This is a genomic window from Cellulomonas composti, from assembly GCF_007990245.1.
GTDB classification, from domain to species: domain Bacteria; phylum Actinomycetota; class Actinomycetes; order Actinomycetales; family Cellulomonadaceae; genus Cellulomonas; species Cellulomonas composti.
In genome coordinates, this window is record NZ_BJWG01000002.1 from 84871 (window position 1) to 105744 (window position 20874).

The window sequence follows — 20874 nt, forward strand, 5'->3', positions numbered from 1 at the left end:
TCAGCCCACCAGCACGCGGCCGACGACGTACACGAGGATCCCCGTCACCGCGACGGGCAGCGTGACCGCCGCGAGCGCGGGCGTGCGGCGCTCGAGCGACGGCAGCCGGTCGAACAGCGTGTGCAGCGACGCGACCAGCACGCCGACCGCGAAGCCGAGCGCGACGCCCGCACGCACGTCGATGTCGGGCAGCAGCGCCCCGGTCGCGACCCCGGCGAGCACCGCGACGGTCGTCGTGACCAGCGCCCCGATCCAGCCGTGCAGCGGGAGCGCGACGACCGCGGACCCCACGGCGAGCGCGAGCGCACCCACGACGACGATCGGCTCGCCTCCCGGCGTGCGGCCGATGGCCACCCACCCGGCCGTCGCGACCGCGACGAGCGTGCCCGCGACCGTCCCGGACACCGACTCGACCATGCGCTCGCGCCCGTCCCTGCGCAGCAGCTCGTTGACGAACGCGAGCAGGATCGACGTGGCGAACACGATCGGCAGGTTGCGCAGGTAGGGCTGGTCCGGCACGAAGTGCACCGCGAGCACCGCGCCCACCCCGCCCAGGCCCACGACCGCCGACGAACCCGGCCGGAACGGCAGGCCGGCCAACGCGGGCCAGCCGAGCGCGAAGGCCACGACGAGCAGGATCCCGACGATCGTGACCGGCAGCCCGCCGAGGTAGCCCGCGACCGCGACGACGGCGGCGAGCGCCGCAGTGACGGTCGCGCGTGTGGCGAGAGGCATGGCGCGCAGTCTCGCAGAAATCCACGCCGCTCCTGGAACGGCCCCGGACCTGGTCGCCGCACGCGGTACCGTGTGCCTCACTCGCCGCAGGGAGGTGACCGGTGGCAGACCTTCTGCTCCTGACTCCGGCGTCCGGCGGATCGGCCCAGGTGCTGCCGGCGCTCGGACTGCTGTCGCATCGCGTGCGGGTGCTCCCCGTGGAGCCGTCCGCGCTGGTGGACGCCCCCGACGCGGACATCGTCGTGCTCGACGCGCGCCGCGACCTGGTGACGGCACGCACCACCTGCCGGCTGCTTCGGGCGACCGGCCTGTCGGTACCCCTCGTGCTCGTGCTCACCGAGGGCGGCCTGACCGTGGTCACCGCCGAGTGGGGTGTCGACGACATCGTGCTCGAGTCGGCCGGTCCGGCCGAGGTCGAGACACGGTTCCGCCTCGTGATGGAGCGCGCCGCGGTCGCGGGCTACGACGACGCGCCGCAGGAGATCAGCTCGGGCGAGCTGACGATCGACGCGGGCGGCTACACCGCCCGCCTGCGGGGCCGCCCGCTCGACCTGACGTACAAGGAGTTCGAGCTGCTCAAGTACCTCGTGCAGCACCCGGGCCGGGTGTTCACGCGCGCCCAGCTCCTGCAGGAGGTCTGGGGCTACGACTACTACGGGGGCACCCGGACCGTCGACGTGCACGTCCGGCGCCTGCGGGCCAAGCTCGGGCCCGAGCACGAGCAGCTCATCGGCACCGTGCGCAACGTCGGGTACCGGTTCGACCCGCCGAAGGACCGCCGCGCAGCCAGCGATCGCGACACAGTTCCCGAGCCAGCAGCCTGACGTGCGGGCCGGCCGAACCGACCCGCCGCGGTCCCTGTTCGCCGGGCTGACGCCCGGTTCCGCGCGCAACCTCGCCGACACGCTGCGCGAGGAGCGCGTCGGCGGCGTGCTCCTGCTCGCGGGCACCGTCGCGGCCCTGCTGTGGGCCAACCTGTGGCCCGCCGCCTACGAGACGGTCAGCGAGACCGTCGTCGGGCCCGCCGCCCTGCACCTGGACCTGACGCTCGCGCAGTGGGCCTCCGACGGGCTGCTCGCGATCTTCTTCTTCGTCGTCGGGCTCGAGCTCGTGCGGGAGCTGACCGTCGGGGAGCTGCGCCGCCCCGCCACGGCGGTCACGCCGATCGTCGCGGCCGTCGGCGGCATGCTCGTCCCCGCCGCGCTCTACCTCGCGGTCAACCTGCCCGCCGGGCGTGGCACGCCGCACGGCTGGGCCGTGCCGACCGCGACCGACATCGCGTTCGCGGTCTCGGTGTTCGCGCTGGTGGGGCGCGGGCTGCCGGCCGCGCTGCGCGCCTTCCTGCTCACGCTCGCGGTGGTCGACGACCTGCTCGCGATCATCGTGATCGGCACCGTCTACACCGAGCACGTGCTGCCGTGGCCGCTGATCGGCTCGGTCGGTGCGGTCGCGCTGTTCGCCGTGCTCCTGCGCCGGGGGATCGTCACGGGGTGGCTGCTCGTCCCGCTCGGGTTCGCGGCCTGGGCGCTGCTGCACGCGTCGGGCGTGCACGCCACGATCGCCGCGGTGGCGCTCGGGCTCGCGGTCCCGGCCAGTCCCGCGGCGACGCGCCGCGCCTTGCGCCTGACCGAGGAACCCGAGGACTCGCTGGCCGAACGCTGGGAGCACGCGTGGCGGCCGTGGTCGGCGGGCCTGGCCGTGCCGCTGTTCGCGCTGTTCGCGGCGGGTGTGACGATCTCCGGCAAGGCCCTCGCGGAGGCGGCGGGTGACCCGGTCGCCCAGGGTGTCGCCGTCGGGCTCGTCGTGGGCAAGCCCTTGGGCATCCTCGGCGCGACCTGGCTCGTCGCCCGGTTCACCCGCGCGACGCTCGCGCCCGGGATCCGCTGGGGCGACGTGCTCGCGGTCGGCGCCGTCGGCGGCATCGGGTTCACGGTGTCGCTGCTGGTCGCGGAGCTCGCGTTCGGGCCCGACTCGCCGCACGAGGAGCACGCCGTCCTGGCGATCCTCGTGGCGTCGCTCACCGCCGCCGTCATCGGTGGCATCCTGCTACGCGTGCGCGGTCGTCACCATCTCAGCCTCTCCGAGTCGTCGTGACCGCCGTCGACTCCGCCTCCCTGCTGCTCGACGGCCCGTGGCAGCACCGGTTCGTCGCGGCCAACGGCGCGCGGTTCCACGTGGCCGTCAGCGGTCCCGACGAACGCGACGCGCCGCTCGTCGTGCTCCTGCACGGCGTGCCGCAGTTCTGGTGGGCCTGGCGGCACCAGATGCCCGCGCTGGCCGCTGCGGGCTACCGCGTCGCCGCGATGGACGTGCGCGGCACGGGCGGGTCCGACAAGCCGCCGCAGGGCTACGACGTGCCGACGCTCGCCGCGGACGTCGCCGGCGTCATCCGCTCGCTCGGCGCACCCGAGGCGGTCGTCGTGGGCACCGGCACGGGCGGCGAGATCGCCTGGGCCATGGCCTCGCTCCAGCCCGACGTGACCCGTGCGGTCGCGGCGCTGTCCGCTCCGCACCCGCTCGACGCCCGCGCGCACCCGTGGTCCACGGTGCGCCCGGCCGCGCTGCGACGACTCACGTACGTCCAGCTGCCGTCGCTCCCCGAGCGCGCCCTCGCGCACGGGGACCTCGCGCGCCGGTGGTTCTCCGAGTGGGGCGGACCCGGGCCCTGGTGCGACCGCGGGACCGAGCAGACCTACCGCTCCGCGCTGCGCGTGCCGTTCGCCGCGCACAGCCAGCTCGAGCAGCTGCGCTGGCTGGGCCGGTCGCTGCCGCGGCTCGACGGTCGCCGCTACGTCGTCGGGCTGCAGGACGCCCGGCCCCTGCCCACGCTGCAGCTGCACGGCGCGCACGACGGGCTGCGACCCGCCGCGCACGCCCCGCTCTCGCGCGAGGTGGCCGAGCTGCTCGGCCCGGACCACCGGTTCGAGCTGGTCGCCGACGCGGGCCACTTCCTGCCCGAGGAGGCGCCCGAACGCGTCACCGCCGTGCTGCTCGAGTGGCTCGAGCGCGTCACGGCTTGACGAGCGCGGCCGCCCTGACGGGGTCGGTCTCCCCCACGCCGAACGACGGGCACAGCCGCGCCACGGGGCACGCACCGCACGCCGCACGCCGCGCGTGGCACGTGCGCCGGCCGTGGAAGATCAGCCGGTGGCACGCCATGGTCCAGTCGCGCCGCTCGAGCAGTGCGCCGAGCTCGCGCTCGACCACCAGCGGGTCGTCGCTGGTGGTGTAGCCGAGCCGACGGGACAGGCGCAGGACGTGCGTGTCCGCCGTGATCCCCGGCACGCCGAACGCGTTGCCGAGCACGACGTTCGCGGTCTTGCGCCCCACCCCCGGCAGCGTCACCAGATCCGCCAGACGGTTCGGCACGCGCCCGTCGTACCGCTCGACGATCGCCTGCGACAGACCCATGACCGCGCGCGCCTTGGCGCGGAAGAAGCCCGTGGGCCGCAGCACGTCCTCGAGCTCGTCGGGGTCGGCCGCCGCGAGCTGCGCCGGTCCCGGCCACCGCTCGAACAGCGTCGGCGTCGTCGCGTTGACCCGCACGTCGGTGGTCTGCGCGCTCAGCACGGTCGCGACGAGCAGCTCGAACGGGTTGCGGAAGTCGAGCTCGCACCGGGCATCCGGGTAACGCTGCGCGAGCAGCCGGTCGACCCGTCGGGCGCGGCGGGTGCGGGCCAGAGGCGTCTCGGGGTGCGCGTCCGGCTCTGTCGTGGTTCGCGGGGGCGTCACCCGGGCAGCGTACGTCCAGGTCCGCGCGACGCCCTGGGGCACACCCCATACGTGGATCGCCGTTGCTCCCGTGGGGTGATTCCCGAGGTCACTCGGCGTTCGGGGTCAAGTACGCGGTCGTTCTGTCCGAATCTTCCGGCAGAGCACCACCGCCCTGAGGAGGACACGCGTGACGACACCTGTGGAGCCCCGGGTGCGCGACCTGCGGCTGGACCGCACCGCGCTGCGCGAGGAGCAGGCCAGGGTCGGTTGGTGGCGGCGGCTGGTCCGGGCCCGGCTCGACCTCGCGGTCGCCAGCGCCGCCCGACCCCGCAACCTCGGGGAGGACGTCGCGTTCCAGCTGCCGCTCGACGTGAGCCTCGCGGTGCCCGGGCCCCGCGAGCTGTGCGACGTGCTGCCGTCGTCGTCGAACGACCTCGAGCACCTCGACGCGCTCCGCAAGCTCGACGCACGTCTCGAGCACTACGAGCAGGGCGTCAGCGACGCCCTGTGCCGCGCGACCGACCGGCTGATCGCACGGCTCGCGGTCGACCCCGCCCTCACGTCCGACTGGATAGGCGAACCGCTCGGCGGAGGCTGACGGACGAGCCGCCGCCCGCACCCCGGGTATTCCGGCGTGCCCGGACACGGGCCATCGCACCGACGCGGCGGGTGAGATGGGGCACACTTGACGTCGAGCACGCCGCTGACCAGCGACGCTCCCGTTCGAAGGAAGAGGTGCCCATCGTGGCTGACGACGTCGTCCTGTCGGCTCCCCTGTTCGCCGGCCTCGACGAGGAGCCGTCCCTCGCGCTCGTCGCGAGCATGACGGCGATCGCCGTCCAGCGCGGCGACGTGCTGTTCCACGAGGGTGACCCCGGCGACCGCCTCTTCGTCGTGCGCGAGGGCAAGATCAAGCTCGGTCGGCGCTCCAACGACGGCCGTGAGAACCTGCTCGCGGTGCTCGGCCCGGGCGAGATGTTCGGTGAGCTGTCGCTGTTCGACCCGGGCCCGCGCACGGCGACCGCGACCGTCGTCGCCGACGCCGTGGTCGTCGAGCTCGGTCACAGCGAGCTGATCGCCTGGCTGCAGGACCGCCCCGAGGTCGCCCAGCAGCTCCTGCAGGCGCTCGCACGCCGGCTGCGCCGGACCAACGAGGCGCTGGCCGACCTGGTGTTCTCCGACGTCCCCGGCCGTGTCGCCAAGGCGCTGCTCGACCTGTCGACCCGCTTCGGCGAGCCCGTCGACGAGGGGATCCGCGTGGCGCACGACCTCACGCAGGAGGAGCTCGCGCAGCTCGTCGGGGCGTCGCGCGAGACCGTCAACAAGGCACTCGCGGACTTCGCGGCGCGCGGCTGGGTGCGTCGCGAGGGCCGCGCGGTCGTCCTGCTCGACGTCGACCGGCTGGAGCGCCGCGCGCGCTGAGCGCACCCGGACGTCCGACCGCTCAGCGCAGCTCGACGACGATCTCGACCTCGACGGGCGCGTCCATCGGCAGCACCGCGACGCCCACGGCCGAGCGCGCGTGCACGCCCGCGTCCCCCAGGACGTCGTGCAGCAGCAGGCTCGCGCCGTTCACGACGGCCGGCTGCCCGGTGAACGCCGGGTCGCTCGCGACGAACCCGACGACCTTGACCACGCGCGCGATGGTGTCGAGCGCGTCGGCACCAGCCGGCCCGCCCTCCCGCTCGACGAGTGCGGCGACCGCGGCGAGCGCGTTGAGCCCCGCGATGCGCGCGAGCCCCGCCGCATCGTCGGACGTGACCTCGGCGCCCACCTTGCCCGTCGCGGGCAGCGCGCCCGCGACGAACGGGAGCTGGCCCGACGTGTAGACGTACGAACCCGTGCGCACGGCAGGGACGTAGGCCGCGAGCGGCGCGGCCACCGTCGGCAGGGTCAACCCCAGCTCGGCGAGCCGCTGCGCGGCCCCCATCAGGACTCCTTGGGCCGCTTGAGGTAGGCGACGAGGCCGTCACCCGGCCCGGGCACCACCTGGACGAGCTCCCAGCCGTCGGCACCCCACTGGTCGAGGATCGCCTTGGTGGCATGGATGAGGAGCGGAACCGTGACGTACTCCCACCTGGTCATGGGCACACCCTAGCGGCGGCGCGGCCGGGGCTGCGCGGCTGGGGCGGCTCGGCCGCGGCGGCGCGGGGCCTCAGGGTGAGACGAGCTCGTCGTCGAGCACGAGCTCCGAGTGCCACGACCGCACCTCGGGGCGCTGACGCAGCAGCGCACGCCGCTCCCGCTCGGTCATCCCGCCCCACACCCCGAAGTCCATCCGGTTGTCGAGCGCGTCCGCCAGGCACTCCAGCCGTACCGGGCAGCCGATGCACACCGCGCGTGCCTCCCGCTGCGCAGGGCCCTCGACGAACAGGTCGTCGGGGGGCATCTTGCCCGCGCCGCAGGACGCCATGGCCGTCCAGTGGCCGTCGCGTGCCGAAACCACAGCAGTCCCTCCCCTGTGGGCGCTCGCGCGCGGCCGGTCCGCCCCTGCGCACGACTCCCTGGGGCAACGTAGCGTCTGACCTGCACTCTTGACGAGACTCCGTTCGGGTCATTCCACCGAGCGGACCAACCCCGTCCTGGCGGTCTGCGACGGCCGCCCGGAAGCGATGTGCAGGTCCGGTGCAGGATCGCTCGTTCGGCACGACGACGGAGCGGTCGCCGAGGTCGGCCGACTACCCTGACGGCATGCCGAAGCCTGCTCGTTCGCGGGGGCGACAGGTCAACGTGTTCCAGGCGTTGGCGCTGTTGCTCTCCTTCGTCCTCGTCGCTGCCGTCGGCGGCGTCCTCACCGCCGGTCTCGTGCTGCCCGGCGTCGCGATCGCCAACGGCGTGACCAACATGACGACCGAGGCGTTCGACGACCTGCCGACCGAGCTCGACCAGGGTGAGCTGCCCGAGAAGTCGCGCATCCTGGCGGCTGACGGCACGCTGCTGGCCACGGTCTTCTACCAGAACCGCGTCGTCGTGCCGCTGACCGAGATCGCGCCGATCATGCAGAAGGCCGTGATCGCGGTCGAGGACAAGCGCTTCTACGAGCACGCGGGCGTCGACGTGCAGGGAATGCTGCGCGCCGCCGTGCGGAATGCCGCGAACACCTCGCAGGAAGGCGCCTCGACGCTCACGCAGCAGTACGTGAAGAACGTGCTGATCGAAGCCGCCGATGACGAGAAGGACGACGCGGCCAAGGCGCGCGCGATCGAGGCGGCGCGGGAGGCGGAGGGCACCGAGGGCATCGCGCGCAAACTCCGCGAGGCGAAGCTGGCGATCACGCTCGAGAAGACCATGACGAAGGACGCGATCCTCGAGCGCTACCTCAACATCGCGCAGTTCGGTGCCTCCGTCTGGGGCGTCGAGGCCGCAGCCGAGCGCTACTTCTCGGTCCCGGCCGCCGATCTGACCTACCTGCAGGCGGCGACGATCGCCGGCATCACGCAGTCCCCGTCGCACTGGGACCCGCTGCTCAACCCGGCGAACGCGCAGGAGCGGCGCAATGTCGTGCTGCTGACGATGTACGAGCAGGACTACATCACCAAGTCCCAGTACACGGCGGGCAAGGCGACCCCGATCGCCGACACGCTCGTGCCGCAGGAGCCGAAGCGCGGCTGCATGTCGACCTACACGTCGGTGCCCGGGTCCGGCTACTTCTGCGACTACGTCACCAAGGTCATCCGCGACGACCCCGCGTTCGGCAAGACCCGGGACGAGCGGCTCCAGCGGCTCTACCGCGGCGGTCTGACGATCACGACCACGCTGCGCCCCGAGAACCAGCTGCAGGCAGACACCGCGGTCAAGGCCGGCGTCTCCGTCAACGACCCGTCCGGTGTCGGCACGGCGATCGTCGTCGTCGAACCCGGCACGGGCCAGATCGTCGCGATGTCCCAGAACCGCAACTACAACAACACGCAGACGGTCGGGCCCCGCGACACCTCCGTCAACTACTCGACGTCGTACACCTACGGCAGCTCGACGGGCTTCGCGCCCGGTTCGACGTTCAAGCCGTTCACGCTGCTCGAGTGGCTCAAGGCCGGGCACGCGCTCGAGGAGACCATCGACGCCAGCAAGATGTCGTACGAGATGACGGAGTTCAACTCCTCGTGCGGGAACTTCGCGCCCGGGACCTACAAGTTCAACAACTCCGAGGGTGGCACGCGGCGCCCGATGACGGTCCTCGAGGCGACCGAGAACTCGGTCAACTCCGGCTACATCGCGATGGCCGCGCAGCTCGACCTGTGCAACATCATGTCCGACGCGGCCGACCTGGGCGTGTACCGCTCGGCCGACACGGAGAACGCGACGACCCCGATCCCCGCGCTCCCGGCCAACGTCATCGGCTCGGACTCGGTGACGCCCCTGGCCATGTCCGCCGCGTTCGCGGCCTTCGCGGCCGACGGCGTGTACTGCACGCCGGTCGCGATCCTGTCCGTGACGGACCCGGAGGGGAACTCGCTCGCGGTCCCGGACGCGAACTGCCACCAGGCGATCGAGTCGAAGTACGCCCGCGCGGTCAACTACGCGCTCGAGCACGTCTGGCAGGGCACGGCGAGCTCGCTCGGCTACCCGGACTACACCGCCGCCGGCAAGACCGGCACGACGTCGGCCAACGAGGACACCTGGTTCGTCGGGTACACCCCGAAGCTCGCCGCGGCCGTCTGGGTCGGCTACCCCGAGGGCTTCCACTCGATGAACGGCGCGACGATCAACGGCCACACGTACTACTCCGGTCCGTACGGTTCGTCGATCGCCGCCCCGAGCTGGCGCGCGTTCATGGACGCCGCGACCGCGGGCCAGGACGTCGGCTCGTTCCCCGCACCCGACGACGACCAGGTCTACGGGCACCGGATCTCCGTGCCGAGCGTCATCGGCCTGAGCGAGTCCGACGCACGGTCCGTCCTCGAGGAGCGCGGGTTCCGCGTGTACGTCTCCAGCTCGAAGGTCTCGTCCGACCTGCAGGAGGGCCTCGTCGCGAAGCAGAACCCGGCGAGCTGGGCCGTCAAGGGTTCGGTCATCACCCTGTACCTGTCCGACGGCTCGAAGTTCCAGCCGCCGGACCCGTGCCAGGAGAACCCCGACTCGTGCGGCCCGCCGGACAACGGTGGCGACGACGATCACCGCGGCGGTCCCGGCGACGGCGGGTGGGGCAACGGGTGAGCCCAGCCGCCAGCGCCGCGCGGCTGGTGGGCGCGGCGACGGCCCTGGCCGCCGGCGCACTGGCCTGGTCGTTCGTCGAGGCTCGGTGGTACGCGCTGCGCGAGGTGAGCGTGCCGGTGCTGCCGCCCGGGCAGGCGCCGCTGCGTGTGCTGCACGTCGCGGACCTGCACCTGACGCCGTCGCAGCCCGACAAGGTGGCCTGGGTGCGCGACCTCGCGTCGCTCGACCCGCACCTCGTGGTCGACACCGGTGACAACTGGGCGCACGACGACGCGATGGGTCCGCTCATGACCGCGCTCGAGCCGTTGCTGGCCCGGCCCGGCGTCTTCGTGCTCGGTTCGAACGACTACGTCGCGCCGCAGCCGAAGAACCCGGCGCGCTACCTGCTCCCGGACGCCCGCCGTGCGCCCGCGCGCCCGCCGCACCAGCTGCCCTGGCGCGAGCTGGTCCGCCGGCTGACCTCGGCCGGCTGGCTCGACCTCGACAACCGCCGCGGCGTCCTGGACGTCGACGGTCGTCGGATCTCGTTCGTCGGGACCGACGACGCGCACCTCGACCGCGACCGCATGCCGCCCGCCGGCGGCCCCGACGACGCCCGCACGCGCGCCGACGAGCCCGTGGACTTGCACCTGGGCGTCACGCACGCGCCGTATCGCCGCATCCTCGAGGCGATGCACGACGACGACGCCGACCTCGTGATCGCCGGCCACACGCACGGCGGCCAGCTCGCAGTACCGCTCTGGGGCGCGCTCGTGACCAACTGCGACCTCGACCCGGCACGTGCCAAGGGCCTGCACGGCTGGCCCGGTCCGCGGCCCGACGCCCCCGGCGGAGCGGGTTCCACCTGGCTGCACGTGAGCGCCGGACTAGGCACCTCGCCGTACGCCCCGGTGCGGTTCGCGTGCCGGCCGGAGGCCACGCTCCTGACGCTCACGGCCGTGCCGGGCTGACCCGCACCGGGTTTCGTGAGTCGCGGGTTCGTCGGCTATCCTTGCGAGGCTCCACGGGGTGTGGCGCAGCTTGGTAGCGCGCTTCGTTCGGGACGAAGAGGTCGTGGGTTCGAATCCCGCCACCCCGACGCACAAGAGTGAAGGCCCTGGTCATCGGACCAGGGCCTTCACTCGTTCTCGGGTGTCAGCGGCGCGGGCCCAGGTAGCTGACCGGGCCGTTGGACGTCCGGATGTAGACGTGGATGTCGGCGGCGGGGTCGGTGGGACCCTCCACGACCTCACGACCGTTCGAGGTGTCGATGTCGAGCGCCACGGGCAGGCCCGTGCCGTGCACCACCACGGGGCCGTTGCTCGTCGTGGCCCGGATGTTCGCCCGCGCGTCCGCGACCTCGACCGCGCCGTTGCTCGACTCGGCCACCACGTCGCCCGCGACGTCCTCGACCGTGACACGCCCGTTGCTCGTGCGGAGCGTCGCGTCGCCGCCCAGTCCCGTGGCCTCGACGGCGCCGTTGCTGGTGCGCACGTCGACGTCGCCGACGATGCCCTCGGCGCGCACGGCGCCGTTCGAGGTCCGCACCACCACCGCGGTGTCCGCGGGGAGCGTCACGTCCAGCGCGGTGTCGCAGTTGGACACGTTGCGCCACGTGCAGCGGTAGGAGACGACGAGACGGTCGGCGGACTCCTGGACGACCCAGGTCGGGTCGGAGAACGCGAAGCGCGCGCTGCGGTCCACCACGACCTCGTCGGAGCCGGGGGCTGCAGCGGTGACGGTCACGTCGCCGTCGGCGACGAGCTCGACGGTCGCGGCGGCCGCGAGCGTCTCCTGGGCGGACACCTCCTGGCGGGCGACGAGGCTCGCAAAGCTGATCGAGGCGTCCAGGATCACGACGACGCCGATCGCGCCGCCGACCCAGGCGAGCGTGCGCCCGAGCGAAGAGCGCCGCGGGTCCGCGGGCGGCGGGGTCGTGGGCGGGGTCGTGGGCAGGGGGGCCTGCACGGCGGTGGTCATGACTCTCCGTTCGGTCGGTGCTCGAGCCAGCGCAGCACGGCCAGCACGCGACGGTGGTCGTCGGAGTCCGGGGGGAGCCCGAGCTTGGTGAGGATCGAGGTGACGTGCTTCTCGACAGCCGGCAGCCCGACGACGAGCCGGTCGGCGATCGCCGAGTTGGAGCGACCCTCGGCCATCAGAGCCATGACCTCGCGCTCGCGCGGCGTGAGGTCCTCGAGCCCGGTGCGGGTCGCGCGGGCCATGATCTGCGCGACGACCTCCGGGTCGATGACGGTGCCACCGGCTGCGACCCGCGCGATCGCGTCGAGCAGCTCGTCCACGTCGGTCACCCGGTCCTTGAGCACGTAGCCCAGGCCGCGCACGTCGCGCGCGAACAGCTCGCGGGCATAGCGCTGCTCGACGTACTGCGAGAGCACGAGCACCGGCAGCCCGGGGTGCAGGCTGCGCAGGTGGATCGCCGCCCGCAGCCCCTCGTCGGTGTGCGACGGCGGCATCCGCACGTCGGTGACCAGCACGTCGGGCGTCGCGGCGGCCGGGCCGAGCGCCGCGACCAGCTCGTCGGCCGTGCGGTAGCCCGTCACCTCGTGCCCCTCGGCGGTCAGCAGTCTGGTCAGGCCGTCCAGCAGGAGGACCGAGTCCTCCGCGATCACGATGCGCATCCGAGCTCCACGGTGAGGGTCGTGCCGGCCCCGGCGGGGCTGGCCAGGTCGAACGTGCCGTCCAGCGCCGCGACGCGGGCGCGCAGCCCGTCGAGCCCGGAGCCGGGTGCTGCGACGGCACCGCCTCGTCCGTCGTCGTGCACCACGAGGCGCAGCCGGCCGTCCGCGCACGTCACGGTGACGTCCGCGCGCGTGGCGGCGGCGTGCTTCGCGACGTTCGTCAGGGCCTCGGCGACGACGAAGTACGCGGCGGCCTGCGCCGCGGACCCGCAGCGGGCGAGCGTGTCGTCGTCGGGCGTGCGGACCGTGACGGGGACCGGGCACCGGGAGGCGAGCGCGCTCAGCGCGGCGTCGAGTCCACGGTCGGTCAGGACCGCCGGGTGGATGCCGCGGACGAGGTCGCGCAGCTCGGCGAGCGTCTCCTGCACCTCGCGGTGCGCGTACTCGAGGGCGGCGGCCGCCTCCGGGTCCGACGAGCTGCGCCGCCTGGCCGCGCCGAGCTCGAGCCCGAGCGCGACGAGCCGCTGCTGCGCGCCGTCGTGCAGGTCGCGCTCGATGCGGCGGCGTTCGTCGTCGGCGGCGCCCACGACGAGGTCGCGGGTGACCTCGACGTGCGCGGCACGCTCCTCGGCGCGCTCGCGTGCCGCATCGGCCAGCGCCACCTGCTGCGCGGCGACTGGGCTGCCGAGCAGGCCGCGTGCCATCCGGACCTGCAGCAGCGACGCGCCCTGCGCGGCGAGGGCCGCGAGCCACAGGGCCACGACACCGGCCCCGACGAGCACGAGCGACAACGCCCCACGCGACAGCCCGGACCAGTCCTGGAGCACCGGACCCGGGCCGTAGGCCGGCGCCAGGATGCCGGCGACCGCGGCGCCACCGAACCCGGCGACCAGCGCGAACGCGAACGAGCTCGTGAGGACCGAGAGCACCGCGTACCCGCTCGCCGCCCAGGCGCGGCCGTCACGCAGGGGCGTGAGGAGCTTCGACCAGAAGCCCGGTCCGCCGCGCGGGTGCACGGGCGGCTGCACGATCGCGCCGGTCTGGGCTGCGAGGCGAGCGATCTCGACGCGTGCGAACCACCGCATCACGAGCTGGGACAGGACGAGCATCGGCAGGCCCAGCCCCAGGACCAGGACCAGCGAGACGCTCGTCGGGATCCAGGCCAGGAGGAGCACCCCGACTGCCAGCAGCCACGGCCAGCCGACGATCGTCTGCGCGACGGCCCGCCAGGTCGACCCCGACACCGGCGCCAGCGCGAGCTCGCGACCGCCGCGCAGCGCGGGCGCGACGGTCCCGAGGTCGTACGCGGTCGACGGGCAGGGACCGACGACGGGACCGGTCTGCGTCGGTGCCGGGGCCAGGTGCAAGGTCATGCGACGAACCTAGGGCGCCCGGCTCGCCCGGGGACATCCCGCCGTCCCACCGGTCCCCGGTAGGGACTCCCCTACCGACGCGCCGGACCGCTCCCCGAGGACGCCGGCCGCACGCGTGGGCGCCGGCAGGACGTGGCGCCCTCGCGCGCGCCTGGCGCACTCGAGGTCGAGCGGCGGCGTCAGCGGTTCAGGCGGGCAGCCAGGAGCTCGGCGATCTGGACCGCGTTGAGGGCGGCACCCTTGCGCAGGTTGTCGTTGGAGATGAACAACGCCAGGCCGTGGCCTTCGGGCGCGCCCTCGTCGGCCCGGAGCCGGCCGACGAGCGACGGGTCGCTGCCCGCGGCCTTGAGCGGCGTCGGCACGTCCTCGAGCTGGACGCCGGGCGCGTCCGCGAGCAGCTCGCGTGCGCGCTCGGGCGAGATCGGCCGGTCGAACTCGGCGTTGATCGACAGCGAGTGCCCGGTGAACACCGGGACGCGCACGCAGGTGCCCGAGACGAGGAGGCCGGGCACGTCGAGGATCTTGCGCGACTCGTGCCGCAGCTTCTGCTCCTCGTCGGTCTCGCCCAGCCCGTCGTCGACGATCGACCCGGCGAGCGGGATGACGTCGAAGGCGATCGGCGCGACGTACTTCACCGGGTCGGGGAACGCGACCGACGAGCCGTCGTGCACGAGCCCGAGCGTGTCCTGCTCGACCGCGGCGCGGATCTGGCCGTCGAGCTCCCGGGCGCCGGCCAGGCCCGAGCCGGAGACCGCCTGATAGGTGGACACGACGAGCCGCCGCAGGCCGGCCTCGGCGTGCAGCGGGCGCAGCACGGGCATCGCCGCCATCGTCGTGCAGTTGGGGTTCGCGACGATCCCCAGCGGGATCTCGTCGAGCGCGTCCGGGTTCACCTCGGACACGACGAGCGGCACCTGCGGGTCGCGCCGCCAGGCCGACGAGTTGTCGACGACGATCGCGCCCGCGGCAGCGAACCGCGGGGCGTGCTCCTTCGACGTGCCGCCGCCGGCCGAGAACAACGCGATGTCGATGCCCGACAGGTCGGCGGTGGCGACGTCCTCGACCACGACGTCCGCACCGCGCCACGGCAGCGTCGTGCCCGCCGAGCGCGCCGACGCGAAGTACCGGATCGAGGCGACCGGGAAGTCGCGCTCGTCGAGGAGGCGGCGCATCACGGCGCCGACCTGGCCGGTCGCGCCGACGACGGCGACCCGCACACCCTGCCCGCTCATCGTCCGGTCCCTCCGTACACCACGGCCTGCTGCTGGTCGGAGTCGAGCTCGAACGCCGTGTGCACCGCGCGCACCGCGTCGTCGAGGTCGTCCGCCCGGGTCACCACGGAGATGCGGATCTCCGAGGTCGAGATCATCTCGATGTTGATGCCCGCATCGCTCAGCGCGGCGAACAGCCGCGCCGAGACCCCGGGGTGGCTCTTCATGCCGGCGCCGATGAGCGACAGCTTGCCGATCGTGTCGTCGTACTGCAGCGAGTGGTAGCCGATGTCGGGCTGACGCTCGGTGAGCGCCGACATCGCGGCCACCCCGTCGTCCGCGGGCAGCGTGAACGAGATGTCCGTGAGCCCCGTCGCGGCGACCGAGACGTTCTGCACGATCATGTCGATGTTCACGTCGGCGCCGGCGACGACCTGGAAGATCCGGGCCGCCTTGCCCGGGACGTCCGGCACGCCGACGACGGTGATCTTGGCCTCCGAGCGGTCGTGCGCGACGCCCGCGATGATCGGCTGCTCCACGGTGGGGTCCTCGCTCTTCTCGTTGGTGACCAGCGTGCCGGGGTGGTTGGAGAACGACGAGCGCACGTGGATGGGGACGCCGTAGCGGCGGGCGTACTCGACGCAGCGGAGCACGAGCACCTTGGCGCCGGAGGCCGCGAGCTCGAGCATCTCGTCGTAGGAGACGCGGTCGAGCTTGCGGGCGGAGGGGACGATGCGGGGGTCGGCGGTGAACACGCCGTCGACGTCGGTGTAGATCTCGCAGACGTCGGCACCCAGGCCCGCCGCGAGCGCGACCGCCGTGGTGTCGGAGCCGCCGCGGCCCAGCGTCGTGACGTCGTTCGTCGACTCCGTGACGCCCTGGAAGCCCGCGACGATCGCGACCTGGCCCTTGTCGACCGTCTCGCGCACACGCGTCGGCACGACGTCGACGATGCGCGCGCGACCGTGCACCGCGTCGGTGATGACGCCCGCCTGCTGTCCGGTGAAGGACTTCGCCCGGACGCCGAGGTTGTTGATCGCCATCGCGAGGAGCGACATCGAGATCCGCTCACCCGCGGTCAGGAGGATGTCCATCTCCCGCTGCGGGGGCACCGGGCTGATCTGCCGGGCGAGATCGATGAGCTCGTCGGTGGTGTCTCCCATGGCCGAGACCACGACGACGACGTCGTCCCCGGCGCGCTTGGCCGCTGCGATGCGCTTCGCGACCCGCTTGATGCTCTCGGCGTCCGCTACGGACGAACCGCCGTACTTCTGCACGACAAGTGCCACGTGCTGCTCCATCTGTCGCCGGTCGCCGTCTGTCTCAACGGCCCGCCGGGTCTTTGTAGGTCGCGGCGATGGTAGCCACGACCGCGTGGCGGACGCCAGCGATATCAGGATGTGGTCGCGACCTCGCGCAGCGCTCGTCGGAACGGCCGGCACGTGAGTGCGAGCACCACGACCGTCAGGCCCGCGGGCAGCGCGGCGACGAGCAGCGCGAGCGCCCCACCCTCCCCGACGAGGGCCGCGACGACGATCGCGAGGATGCCGCCGACGGCCACGACGAACGCCGTCGGGACCAGGTCGTCGAGCCACCTGCCGCCCGCGCGGGGTGCCGTCACGGAGACCGCGCACAGCACCGCGACCGCGGCCGCGACGACGAGCACGACGGCCAGCGCCCCCGCACCCGGGCCCATGGAGTCCGTCGCAGCCAGTGCGAGGACACCGAGCGCGATCCCGCCCAGCAGCACGGCGACCAGCCACACCACGACGACGAACGCGCGACGGCGACCGGGCGTCAGGCGCCGCTCGTCGGTCACGACACGACCGCCTTCGGCCACGACCCCCCACCGAACGCGGCGTCGGCCAGGCCTCGCTCGATGTCGGACTTCGCGTTGCCGGAGTCGACACTCAGCTTGATGCCGGCGGCCGTCGTCGCCGCGAGGAACGCCGCGACGCCGACCCCGAGCGCGAACGGGGCCGCCGGCGCCGTGAACACGCCGCACGCCGCCGCGATCGCCGTCGCCGCCAACCCGAGCAGCGTGACCAACGCGACGCCGACCGCCACGAACTCCACCCACAACGCGGTCGCGACGGCCCCCAGGGCCTTGCTCATCGTGTCGGCCAGGCTGGTCTTCGCCGCGGCGATCGCCGCGCGCTGCGGACCGAGCGCCTGCTTGTACCGGTCCGCCGCGATGCCGACCCACACGTCGTCGGCGAGCAGCGTGCCGGCGTCCGCCACGGTGGCCTCACCGCCCACAGGCTGGCCGACCTCGTTCGTCCACCGGCCCGCGAGCGCCTGGAGGGCACCCGGGTCGCCGGGTCTGCTGAAGTACCGCGCGATCCAGTCCCACAGCGGGGTGAGCTTCTCGCACAGCCAGTCCCAGGCGTCGAGCAGCCGGTCGCGCAGGTAGCCGAGCCAGTCCGGGATCCGCCCGATCGTCTCGCTGACCTGCTCGTAGAGGTCCTGCACCGCCTCCTGGAGCTGCTGCACGAGCTGCTCGAGCTCCTTCAGGAGTGCGTTCGCGTCCATGTCGTCCCCCTCGTCGATCCCGTTCCGGTGGTCATTCGCGCGGGGTCCACATGCCCGCGTACGTCGCCCGCGCGCGCTCGTCGCTCGCGGCGTAGGCGTCGCGGACCTCGATGAGCGTGGTCCCGATGAGGTCCGTCTCGACGCGGCCCTCACCGAGACGGCTCGAGATCGTCGACACCGCCCGCGAGTACACGTCGAGGAGACCGCTGTCGACCGCGGCCCAGGACAGCTGGACGTCCGTGGCCGTGAGCGTCGCGGCGGTCTTGCTCGCCGCGTCCAGCACCTCGGACAGCTCGTGCCAGCGGCCGGCGTCCTCCGTCAGCGCCTCGAGCGCGATCGTCAGGTCCACTGCTCCTCCTCGGTTCCTGCGCGACTGGTGCCGGCCGGCTCGGCCGTCGTGGTGTCCGCCGCGTTGCGGCGCAGGCTCGCGACGAACGCCTCGGGGTCGTCCATCGCCCGCGACAGCCGCCCGACGGGGCTGTCGGCGACGATCGCGGCGGGGTCGTGCCCCGCCGCGGCCCGGCCCGCCTCGCGGAGCGCCTCGAGCGTCTGGTGCGCGACGTTCGCGGCGTGCGCCCGCGCAAGCCACGACTCGTCGTACCGGATCGCGAGCGGCGCGCCGAGGCCGCTGACCGCCGCCTCGACGTGCCCGTCCGGGCTACGTCCGACGAACTGCGCGGCGACCGTCGCGTCGAGCTGCGCGCGCAGACCGCGCACCGAGTCGTTGACCTCGCGGAACGTCGCCACCAGTGCCTGCAGGACGTCGGGCGGGACGGAGTCGCCGCCCGCTGTCAGAGCGGCCTTGAGGCGGTCGACCGGCGCGGTGTCGGGAGGCACCGGTGCCGCGGGGGTGGGCGGCGGCCCGTCCGTCTCGACGACCGACTCGCCCCAGGCCTGCAACCGGGCCACACCGGCCGCCTGCACGGCCTCCAGGACCGCCGCGCCGAGCAGAGCCGGCTCGACCTCCTGGTCCCAGCCGGTCGCGATCCGGACCGTGGTCACCCGGCCGGCGGCGTCCAGCCCCACCTCGACCACGCCCGCACCGTCCTGCCCCCTCGACGGCCCTGTCGCGGACCGCCCGAATGGCGCCGCCGCTCGGGCGGTCGCCTCGGCGAGCCGGTCGAGCTCCGATCGTGTCGGCTCCTGCACGTGTCCCCCTTCGTCGCCGTCGCGCCTGCACCGTATCAACCCGCCCGATTTGTCGCTGACGTTCCTCCACAACTGCGTACCCGTCCGGTCGCACGCCGCGGCCCGCGGAGTCATCCCGCGGTCGGATGCCCCCGCTCGCGCGACTTCGTAGCGTGCCGAGCATGACGACAACACCCGACGAACCGGCCGGCAACGCGGCCGGCAGGGACGCCTCCGTCGCAGCCACGTCGGTCTCGCCGCCGCCACCTGCCCCGGCACTCTCTGCACCGCCCTCGTCGGCGCACGGGATCAGCGTGCGGGGCGTGCGACGCGCGTTCGGCACCGTGCAGGCGCTGGACGGGGTCACGTTCGACGCCCGGCCCGGCGCCGTCACCGCCCTCGTCGGACCGAACGGCTGCGGCAAGACGACGCTGCTGCTCGTGCTCGCGGGCCTGCTCGTGCCGGACTCGGGCGAGGCGCGCGTCGCCGGGCTCGACCCCGTGACACAGGGGCCGTCGGCCCGCGCCCGCACCGGCTGGATGCCCGACGCCTTCGGCACGTGGGACTCCCTGACGGCACGCGAGGTGCTCACGACGTTCGCCGCCGCCTACCGGATGCCCGGTGGACGCTCCCGGGCGAGGGTCGACGAGCTGCTCGCGACCGTCCACCTGTCCGAGTACGCGCAGCGCCCCGCGAGCGTGCTGTCGCGTGGCCAGAAGCAGCGGCTCGGCCTGGCCCGCGCGCTCGTGCACGAGCCGCAGGTGCTGCTCCTCGACGAGCCGGCGTCCGGCCTCGACCCCCGCTCGCGCGTCGACCTGCGGCTGCTGCTGCGCCGCCTCGCCGACGAGGGCTGCACGGTACTGGTCTCGAGCCACGTCCTGACCGAGCTCGAGGAGATGTGCGACGACGCGGTGTTCCTCTCGCGCGGTCGCACGATCGACGCGCCGGCCGGCGGGTTCGGGTCCGCCCCGGGCGACTCCCGGCGCACCTACCACGTGCGCGCGCTCTCGTTCGCGACGCTCACCGGCTGGCTCACCTCGGTGGGCGCCGCGTGGCGTCCCGACGACGAGGCCGCCGCGACCGTCGGCGACCCGCCCGGGGCGGGTGGTGTGCACCTCGAGGTCGCGGGCGACGAGGGTGCGGCCACTCTCGTGCGCGACGCTGTCGCGGCCGGGGTGCCGCTCGTCTCGATCGCACCCGCGACGGGCGCCCTGGAACGTGCCTACCTGGCCCTCGAGGAGGAACGGCGATGACCACGACGCTCGACGAGAGCCCTTCGACCGAGACGACCCGCGCGCGCGACGTGTGGGGCCTGTCCGCCCACGGCGTGCGGACCGTCGCCGCGCTCGAGCTGCGTCAGCGGGTGCGTTCGACGCGCTGGGTGGTGGCGCTGATCGTCTGGGTCGTGGTGATCGGCGCGATCACCGTGCTGATCTCGGGCGCGATCGGCCAGCTCTTCGGCACGTCCGACTCGTCGCTGAGCGACGAGCACGGCGCGCTGCTCTACTCGGCGGTCGTGTTCCTGGTGCTCGGGCTCGGTCTGCTCGTGACGCCCACGCTGTCCTCCACGTCGGTCAACGGCGACCGCGCCGCGGGCACGCTCGCGACGCTGCAGGTCACGCTGCTCACGCCGGCCGAGATCGCGTTCGGCAAGGTCCTGGCGTCGTGGGTCGCCGCGTGCGCCTTCCTCGTCGCGAGCACGCCGTTCCTCGCGTTCGCCATCGCGACCGGCAGCACCCCGTGGGTCTCCCTGCTGCGGGTCGTGCTGATCGTCTCGCTGCTGCTGGCGTCGGTGTGCGCGATCGGGCTCGGGATGTCCGCGCTCGTCGCGCGCGGTGCCGGCTCGACCGTGCTCACCTTCGTCGTCGTGGCCGCCACGACGTTCCTCGCGCCGCTCCTGTTCGGGCTCACCTACCCGGCGGTCTCGCACGACGAACAGGTGCAGGTCTGGTCGATGCCCGCCTCGTGGACCGGCGAAGGTGACATGACCTGCGAGTGGACCACGCAGCAGCGCAGCGTCGGCCACACCGAGCGCACCTGGTGGCTGCTCGCGATCAACCCGTTCGTCATCACCGCCGACGGCGCCGGGACGCCCGCGAGCAGTTCGCAGGGCGCCTCGGACGGCGACGCGCTCGGCGGGTTGCGTGACGTGGTCCGCCAGGTGCGTTCCGGGCCGACCGCAGGGCTAAACGAATGCTGGAACGACCCGGACAGCTTCCCGTCGCAGGACGCCGTGACGGCGCCGGTGTGGCCGTGGGGCCTGGCCGCCAACCTGCTGCTCGGCGCCGCCGGCCTCGTCGTCGCGATCCGTCGCCTGACGGTCCCCCGGCGCACGCTCCCCCGCGGGACGCGCGTCGCCTGACCGCCCGGCGACCCGCCCGGTCCCACCGGCGGGCCGCCCGCGGGTCC

Annotated in this window: 23 protein-coding genes and 1 tRNA gene; 10 read left to right on the top strand and 14 right to left on the bottom strand. The window is 73.7% G+C overall.

Going from position 1 to position 20874, the window contains the following annotated elements; all coding sequences use genetic code 11:
- Positions 1–735: a hypothetical protein gene (locus CCO02nite_RS02955; RefSeq protein ID WP_146841561.1), complete on the bottom strand. Its 735-nt coding sequence runs from the start codon at positions 733–735 to the stop codon at positions 1–3.
- Between the two features lie 101 nt (positions 736–836).
- On the opposite strand from CCO02nite_RS02955, the gene CCO02nite_RS02960 reads away from it, so the two are divergent.
- The 3 genes from CCO02nite_RS02960 to CCO02nite_RS02970 are packed head-to-tail and all read left to right on the top strand — an operon-like array spanning position 837 to position 3755.
- The gene (locus CCO02nite_RS02960; RefSeq protein WP_146841562.1) at positions 837–1559 is read left to right on the top strand and encodes a winged helix-turn-helix transcriptional regulator; all 723 of its coding nucleotides are present in this window, start codon (positions 837–839) and stop codon (positions 1557–1559) included.
- Position 1560: 1 nt separating this feature from the next.
- The gene (gene nhaA / locus CCO02nite_RS02965) at positions 1561–2829 is read left to right on the top strand and encodes a Na+/H+ antiporter NhaA (RefSeq protein ID WP_146841563.1); all 1269 of its coding nucleotides are present in this window, start codon (positions 1561–1563) and stop codon (positions 2827–2829) included.
- Positions 2826–3755 carry an alpha/beta fold hydrolase gene (locus CCO02nite_RS02970; protein ID WP_146841564.1) on the top strand — a complete coding sequence of 310 codons (930 nt, stop codon included), beginning with the start codon at positions 2826–2828 and terminating at the stop codon, positions 3753–3755. Before nhaA ends, CCO02nite_RS02970 begins: the two co-directional genes overlap by 4 nt.
- Here CCO02nite_RS02970 and nth read toward each other — a convergent pair.
- Positions 3745–4467: an endonuclease III gene (gene nth / locus CCO02nite_RS02975; RefSeq protein WP_146841565.1), complete on the bottom strand. Its 723-nt coding sequence runs from the start codon at positions 4465–4467 to the stop codon at positions 3745–3747. The two genes, CCO02nite_RS02970 and nth, sit on opposite strands and share 11 nt — an antisense overlap.
- A 169-nt stretch (positions 4468–4636) precedes the next feature.
- On the opposite strand from nth, the gene CCO02nite_RS02980 reads away from it, so the two are divergent.
- Both CCO02nite_RS02980 and CCO02nite_RS02985 read left to right on the top strand, forming a co-directional pair.
- Positions 4637–5047, top strand: coding sequence for a hypothetical protein (locus CCO02nite_RS02980; RefSeq protein ID WP_146841566.1), 411 nt, complete (start codon positions 4637–4639; stop codon positions 5045–5047).
- Between the two features lie 146 nt (positions 5048–5193).
- On the top strand, positions 5194–5871 hold the full coding sequence (locus CCO02nite_RS02985) for a Crp/Fnr family transcriptional regulator (protein ID WP_146841567.1): 678 nt from the start codon (positions 5194–5196) through the stop codon (positions 5869–5871).
- A gap of 22 nt (positions 5872–5893) precedes the next feature.
- On the opposite strand, the gene CCO02nite_RS02990 is transcribed toward CCO02nite_RS02985, so the two are convergent.
- The 3 genes from CCO02nite_RS02990 to CCO02nite_RS03000 form a co-directional block, all read right to left on the bottom strand.
- Positions 5894–6379 carry a RidA family protein gene (locus CCO02nite_RS02990; protein ID WP_146841568.1) on the bottom strand — a complete coding sequence of 162 codons (486 nt, stop codon included), beginning with the start codon at positions 6377–6379 and terminating at the stop codon, positions 5894–5896.
- A complete protein-coding gene (gene sp36, locus CCO02nite_RS02995; RefSeq protein ID WP_146841569.1) occupies positions 6379–6534 on the bottom strand; it encodes a Sp36 family protein in 156 nt (51 codons plus the stop codon). The genes CCO02nite_RS02990 and sp36 overlap by 1 nt, the downstream gene beginning before the upstream one ends.
- Positions 6535–6604: 70 nt before the next feature.
- The gene (locus CCO02nite_RS03000; RefSeq protein WP_146841787.1) at positions 6605–6862 is read right to left on the bottom strand and encodes a WhiB family transcriptional regulator; all 258 of its coding nucleotides are present in this window, start codon (positions 6860–6862) and stop codon (positions 6605–6607) included.
- Between the two features lie 278 nt (positions 6863–7140).
- Between CCO02nite_RS03000 and CCO02nite_RS03005 the strand changes: the two genes are divergently transcribed.
- The 3 genes from CCO02nite_RS03005 (at position 7141) to CCO02nite_RS03015 (ending at position 10681) form a co-directional block, all read left to right on the top strand.
- Complete coding sequence (locus CCO02nite_RS03005) at positions 7141–9603, top strand: penicillin-binding protein (protein WP_146841570.1); 2463 nt, start codon at positions 7141–7143, stop codon at positions 9601–9603.
- The gene (locus CCO02nite_RS03010) at positions 9600–10553 is read left to right on the top strand and encodes a metallophosphoesterase (RefSeq protein WP_246117308.1); all 954 of its coding nucleotides are present in this window, start codon (positions 9600–9602) and stop codon (positions 10551–10553) included. The genes CCO02nite_RS03005 and CCO02nite_RS03010 overlap by 4 nt, the downstream gene beginning before the upstream one ends.
- Before the next feature lie 54 nt (positions 10554–10607).
- Positions 10608–10681, top strand: a tRNA-Pro gene (locus tag CCO02nite_RS03015).
- 56 nt (positions 10682–10737) lie between these two features.
- On the opposite strand, the gene CCO02nite_RS03020 is transcribed toward CCO02nite_RS03015, so the two are convergent.
- From CCO02nite_RS03020 to CCO02nite_RS03060, 9 genes are all read right to left on the bottom strand, one after another.
- Positions 10738–11562, bottom strand: a complete 825-nt coding sequence (locus tag CCO02nite_RS03020) for a DUF4097 family beta strand repeat-containing protein (protein ID WP_146841571.1) — start codon at positions 11560–11562, stop codon at positions 10738–10740.
- Positions 11559–12221, bottom strand: a complete 663-nt coding sequence (locus CCO02nite_RS03025) for a response regulator transcription factor (RefSeq protein WP_146841572.1) — start codon at positions 12219–12221, stop codon at positions 11559–11561. The genes CCO02nite_RS03020 and CCO02nite_RS03025 overlap by 4 nt, the downstream gene beginning before the upstream one ends.
- Entirely contained in the window at positions 12209–13594 is a 1386-nt protein-coding gene (locus tag CCO02nite_RS03030) for a sensor histidine kinase (RefSeq protein ID WP_146841573.1), read from the bottom strand. The genes CCO02nite_RS03025 and CCO02nite_RS03030 overlap by 13 nt, the downstream gene beginning before the upstream one ends.
- 179 nt (positions 13595–13773) lie before the next feature.
- On the bottom strand, positions 13774–14826 hold the full coding sequence (locus CCO02nite_RS03035; protein ID WP_146841574.1) for an aspartate-semialdehyde dehydrogenase: 1053 nt from the start codon (positions 14824–14826) through the stop codon (positions 13774–13776).
- Complete coding sequence (locus CCO02nite_RS03040; protein ID WP_146841575.1) at positions 14823–16094, bottom strand: aspartate kinase; 1272 nt, start codon at positions 16092–16094, stop codon at positions 14823–14825. The genes CCO02nite_RS03035 and CCO02nite_RS03040 overlap by 4 nt, the downstream gene beginning before the upstream one ends.
- Positions 16095–16198: 104 nt before the next feature.
- The gene (locus CCO02nite_RS03045) at positions 16199–16624 is read right to left on the bottom strand and encodes a hypothetical protein (protein ID WP_146841576.1); all 426 of its coding nucleotides are present in this window, start codon (positions 16622–16624) and stop codon (positions 16199–16201) included.
- Complete coding sequence (locus CCO02nite_RS03050; RefSeq protein ID WP_146841577.1) at positions 16621–17337, bottom strand: hypothetical protein; 717 nt, start codon at positions 17335–17337, stop codon at positions 16621–16623. Before CCO02nite_RS03050 ends, CCO02nite_RS03045 begins: the two co-directional genes overlap by 4 nt.
- A 31-nt stretch (positions 17338–17368) precedes the next feature.
- The gene (locus CCO02nite_RS03055) at positions 17369–17686 is read right to left on the bottom strand and encodes a hypothetical protein (RefSeq protein ID WP_146841578.1); all 318 of its coding nucleotides are present in this window, start codon (positions 17684–17686) and stop codon (positions 17369–17371) included.
- Complete coding sequence (locus tag CCO02nite_RS03060) at positions 17677–18372, bottom strand: hypothetical protein (RefSeq protein ID WP_146841579.1); 696 nt, start codon at positions 18370–18372, stop codon at positions 17677–17679. Before CCO02nite_RS03060 ends, CCO02nite_RS03055 begins: the two co-directional genes overlap by 10 nt.
- 266 nt (positions 18373–18638) lie before the next feature.
- On the opposite strand from CCO02nite_RS03060, the gene CCO02nite_RS03065 reads away from it, so the two are divergent.
- Both CCO02nite_RS03065 and CCO02nite_RS03070 read left to right on the top strand, forming a co-directional pair.
- The gene (locus CCO02nite_RS03065) at positions 18639–19718 is read left to right on the top strand and encodes an ABC transporter ATP-binding protein (RefSeq protein WP_371862471.1); all 1080 of its coding nucleotides are present in this window, start codon (positions 18639–18641) and stop codon (positions 19716–19718) included.
- Entirely contained in the window at positions 19715–20827 is a 1113-nt protein-coding gene (locus tag CCO02nite_RS03070; protein WP_146841581.1) for an ABC transporter permease, read from the top strand. Before CCO02nite_RS03065 ends, CCO02nite_RS03070 begins: the two co-directional genes overlap by 4 nt.
- The last annotated feature ends 47 nt before the right edge of the window (positions 20828–20874 follow it).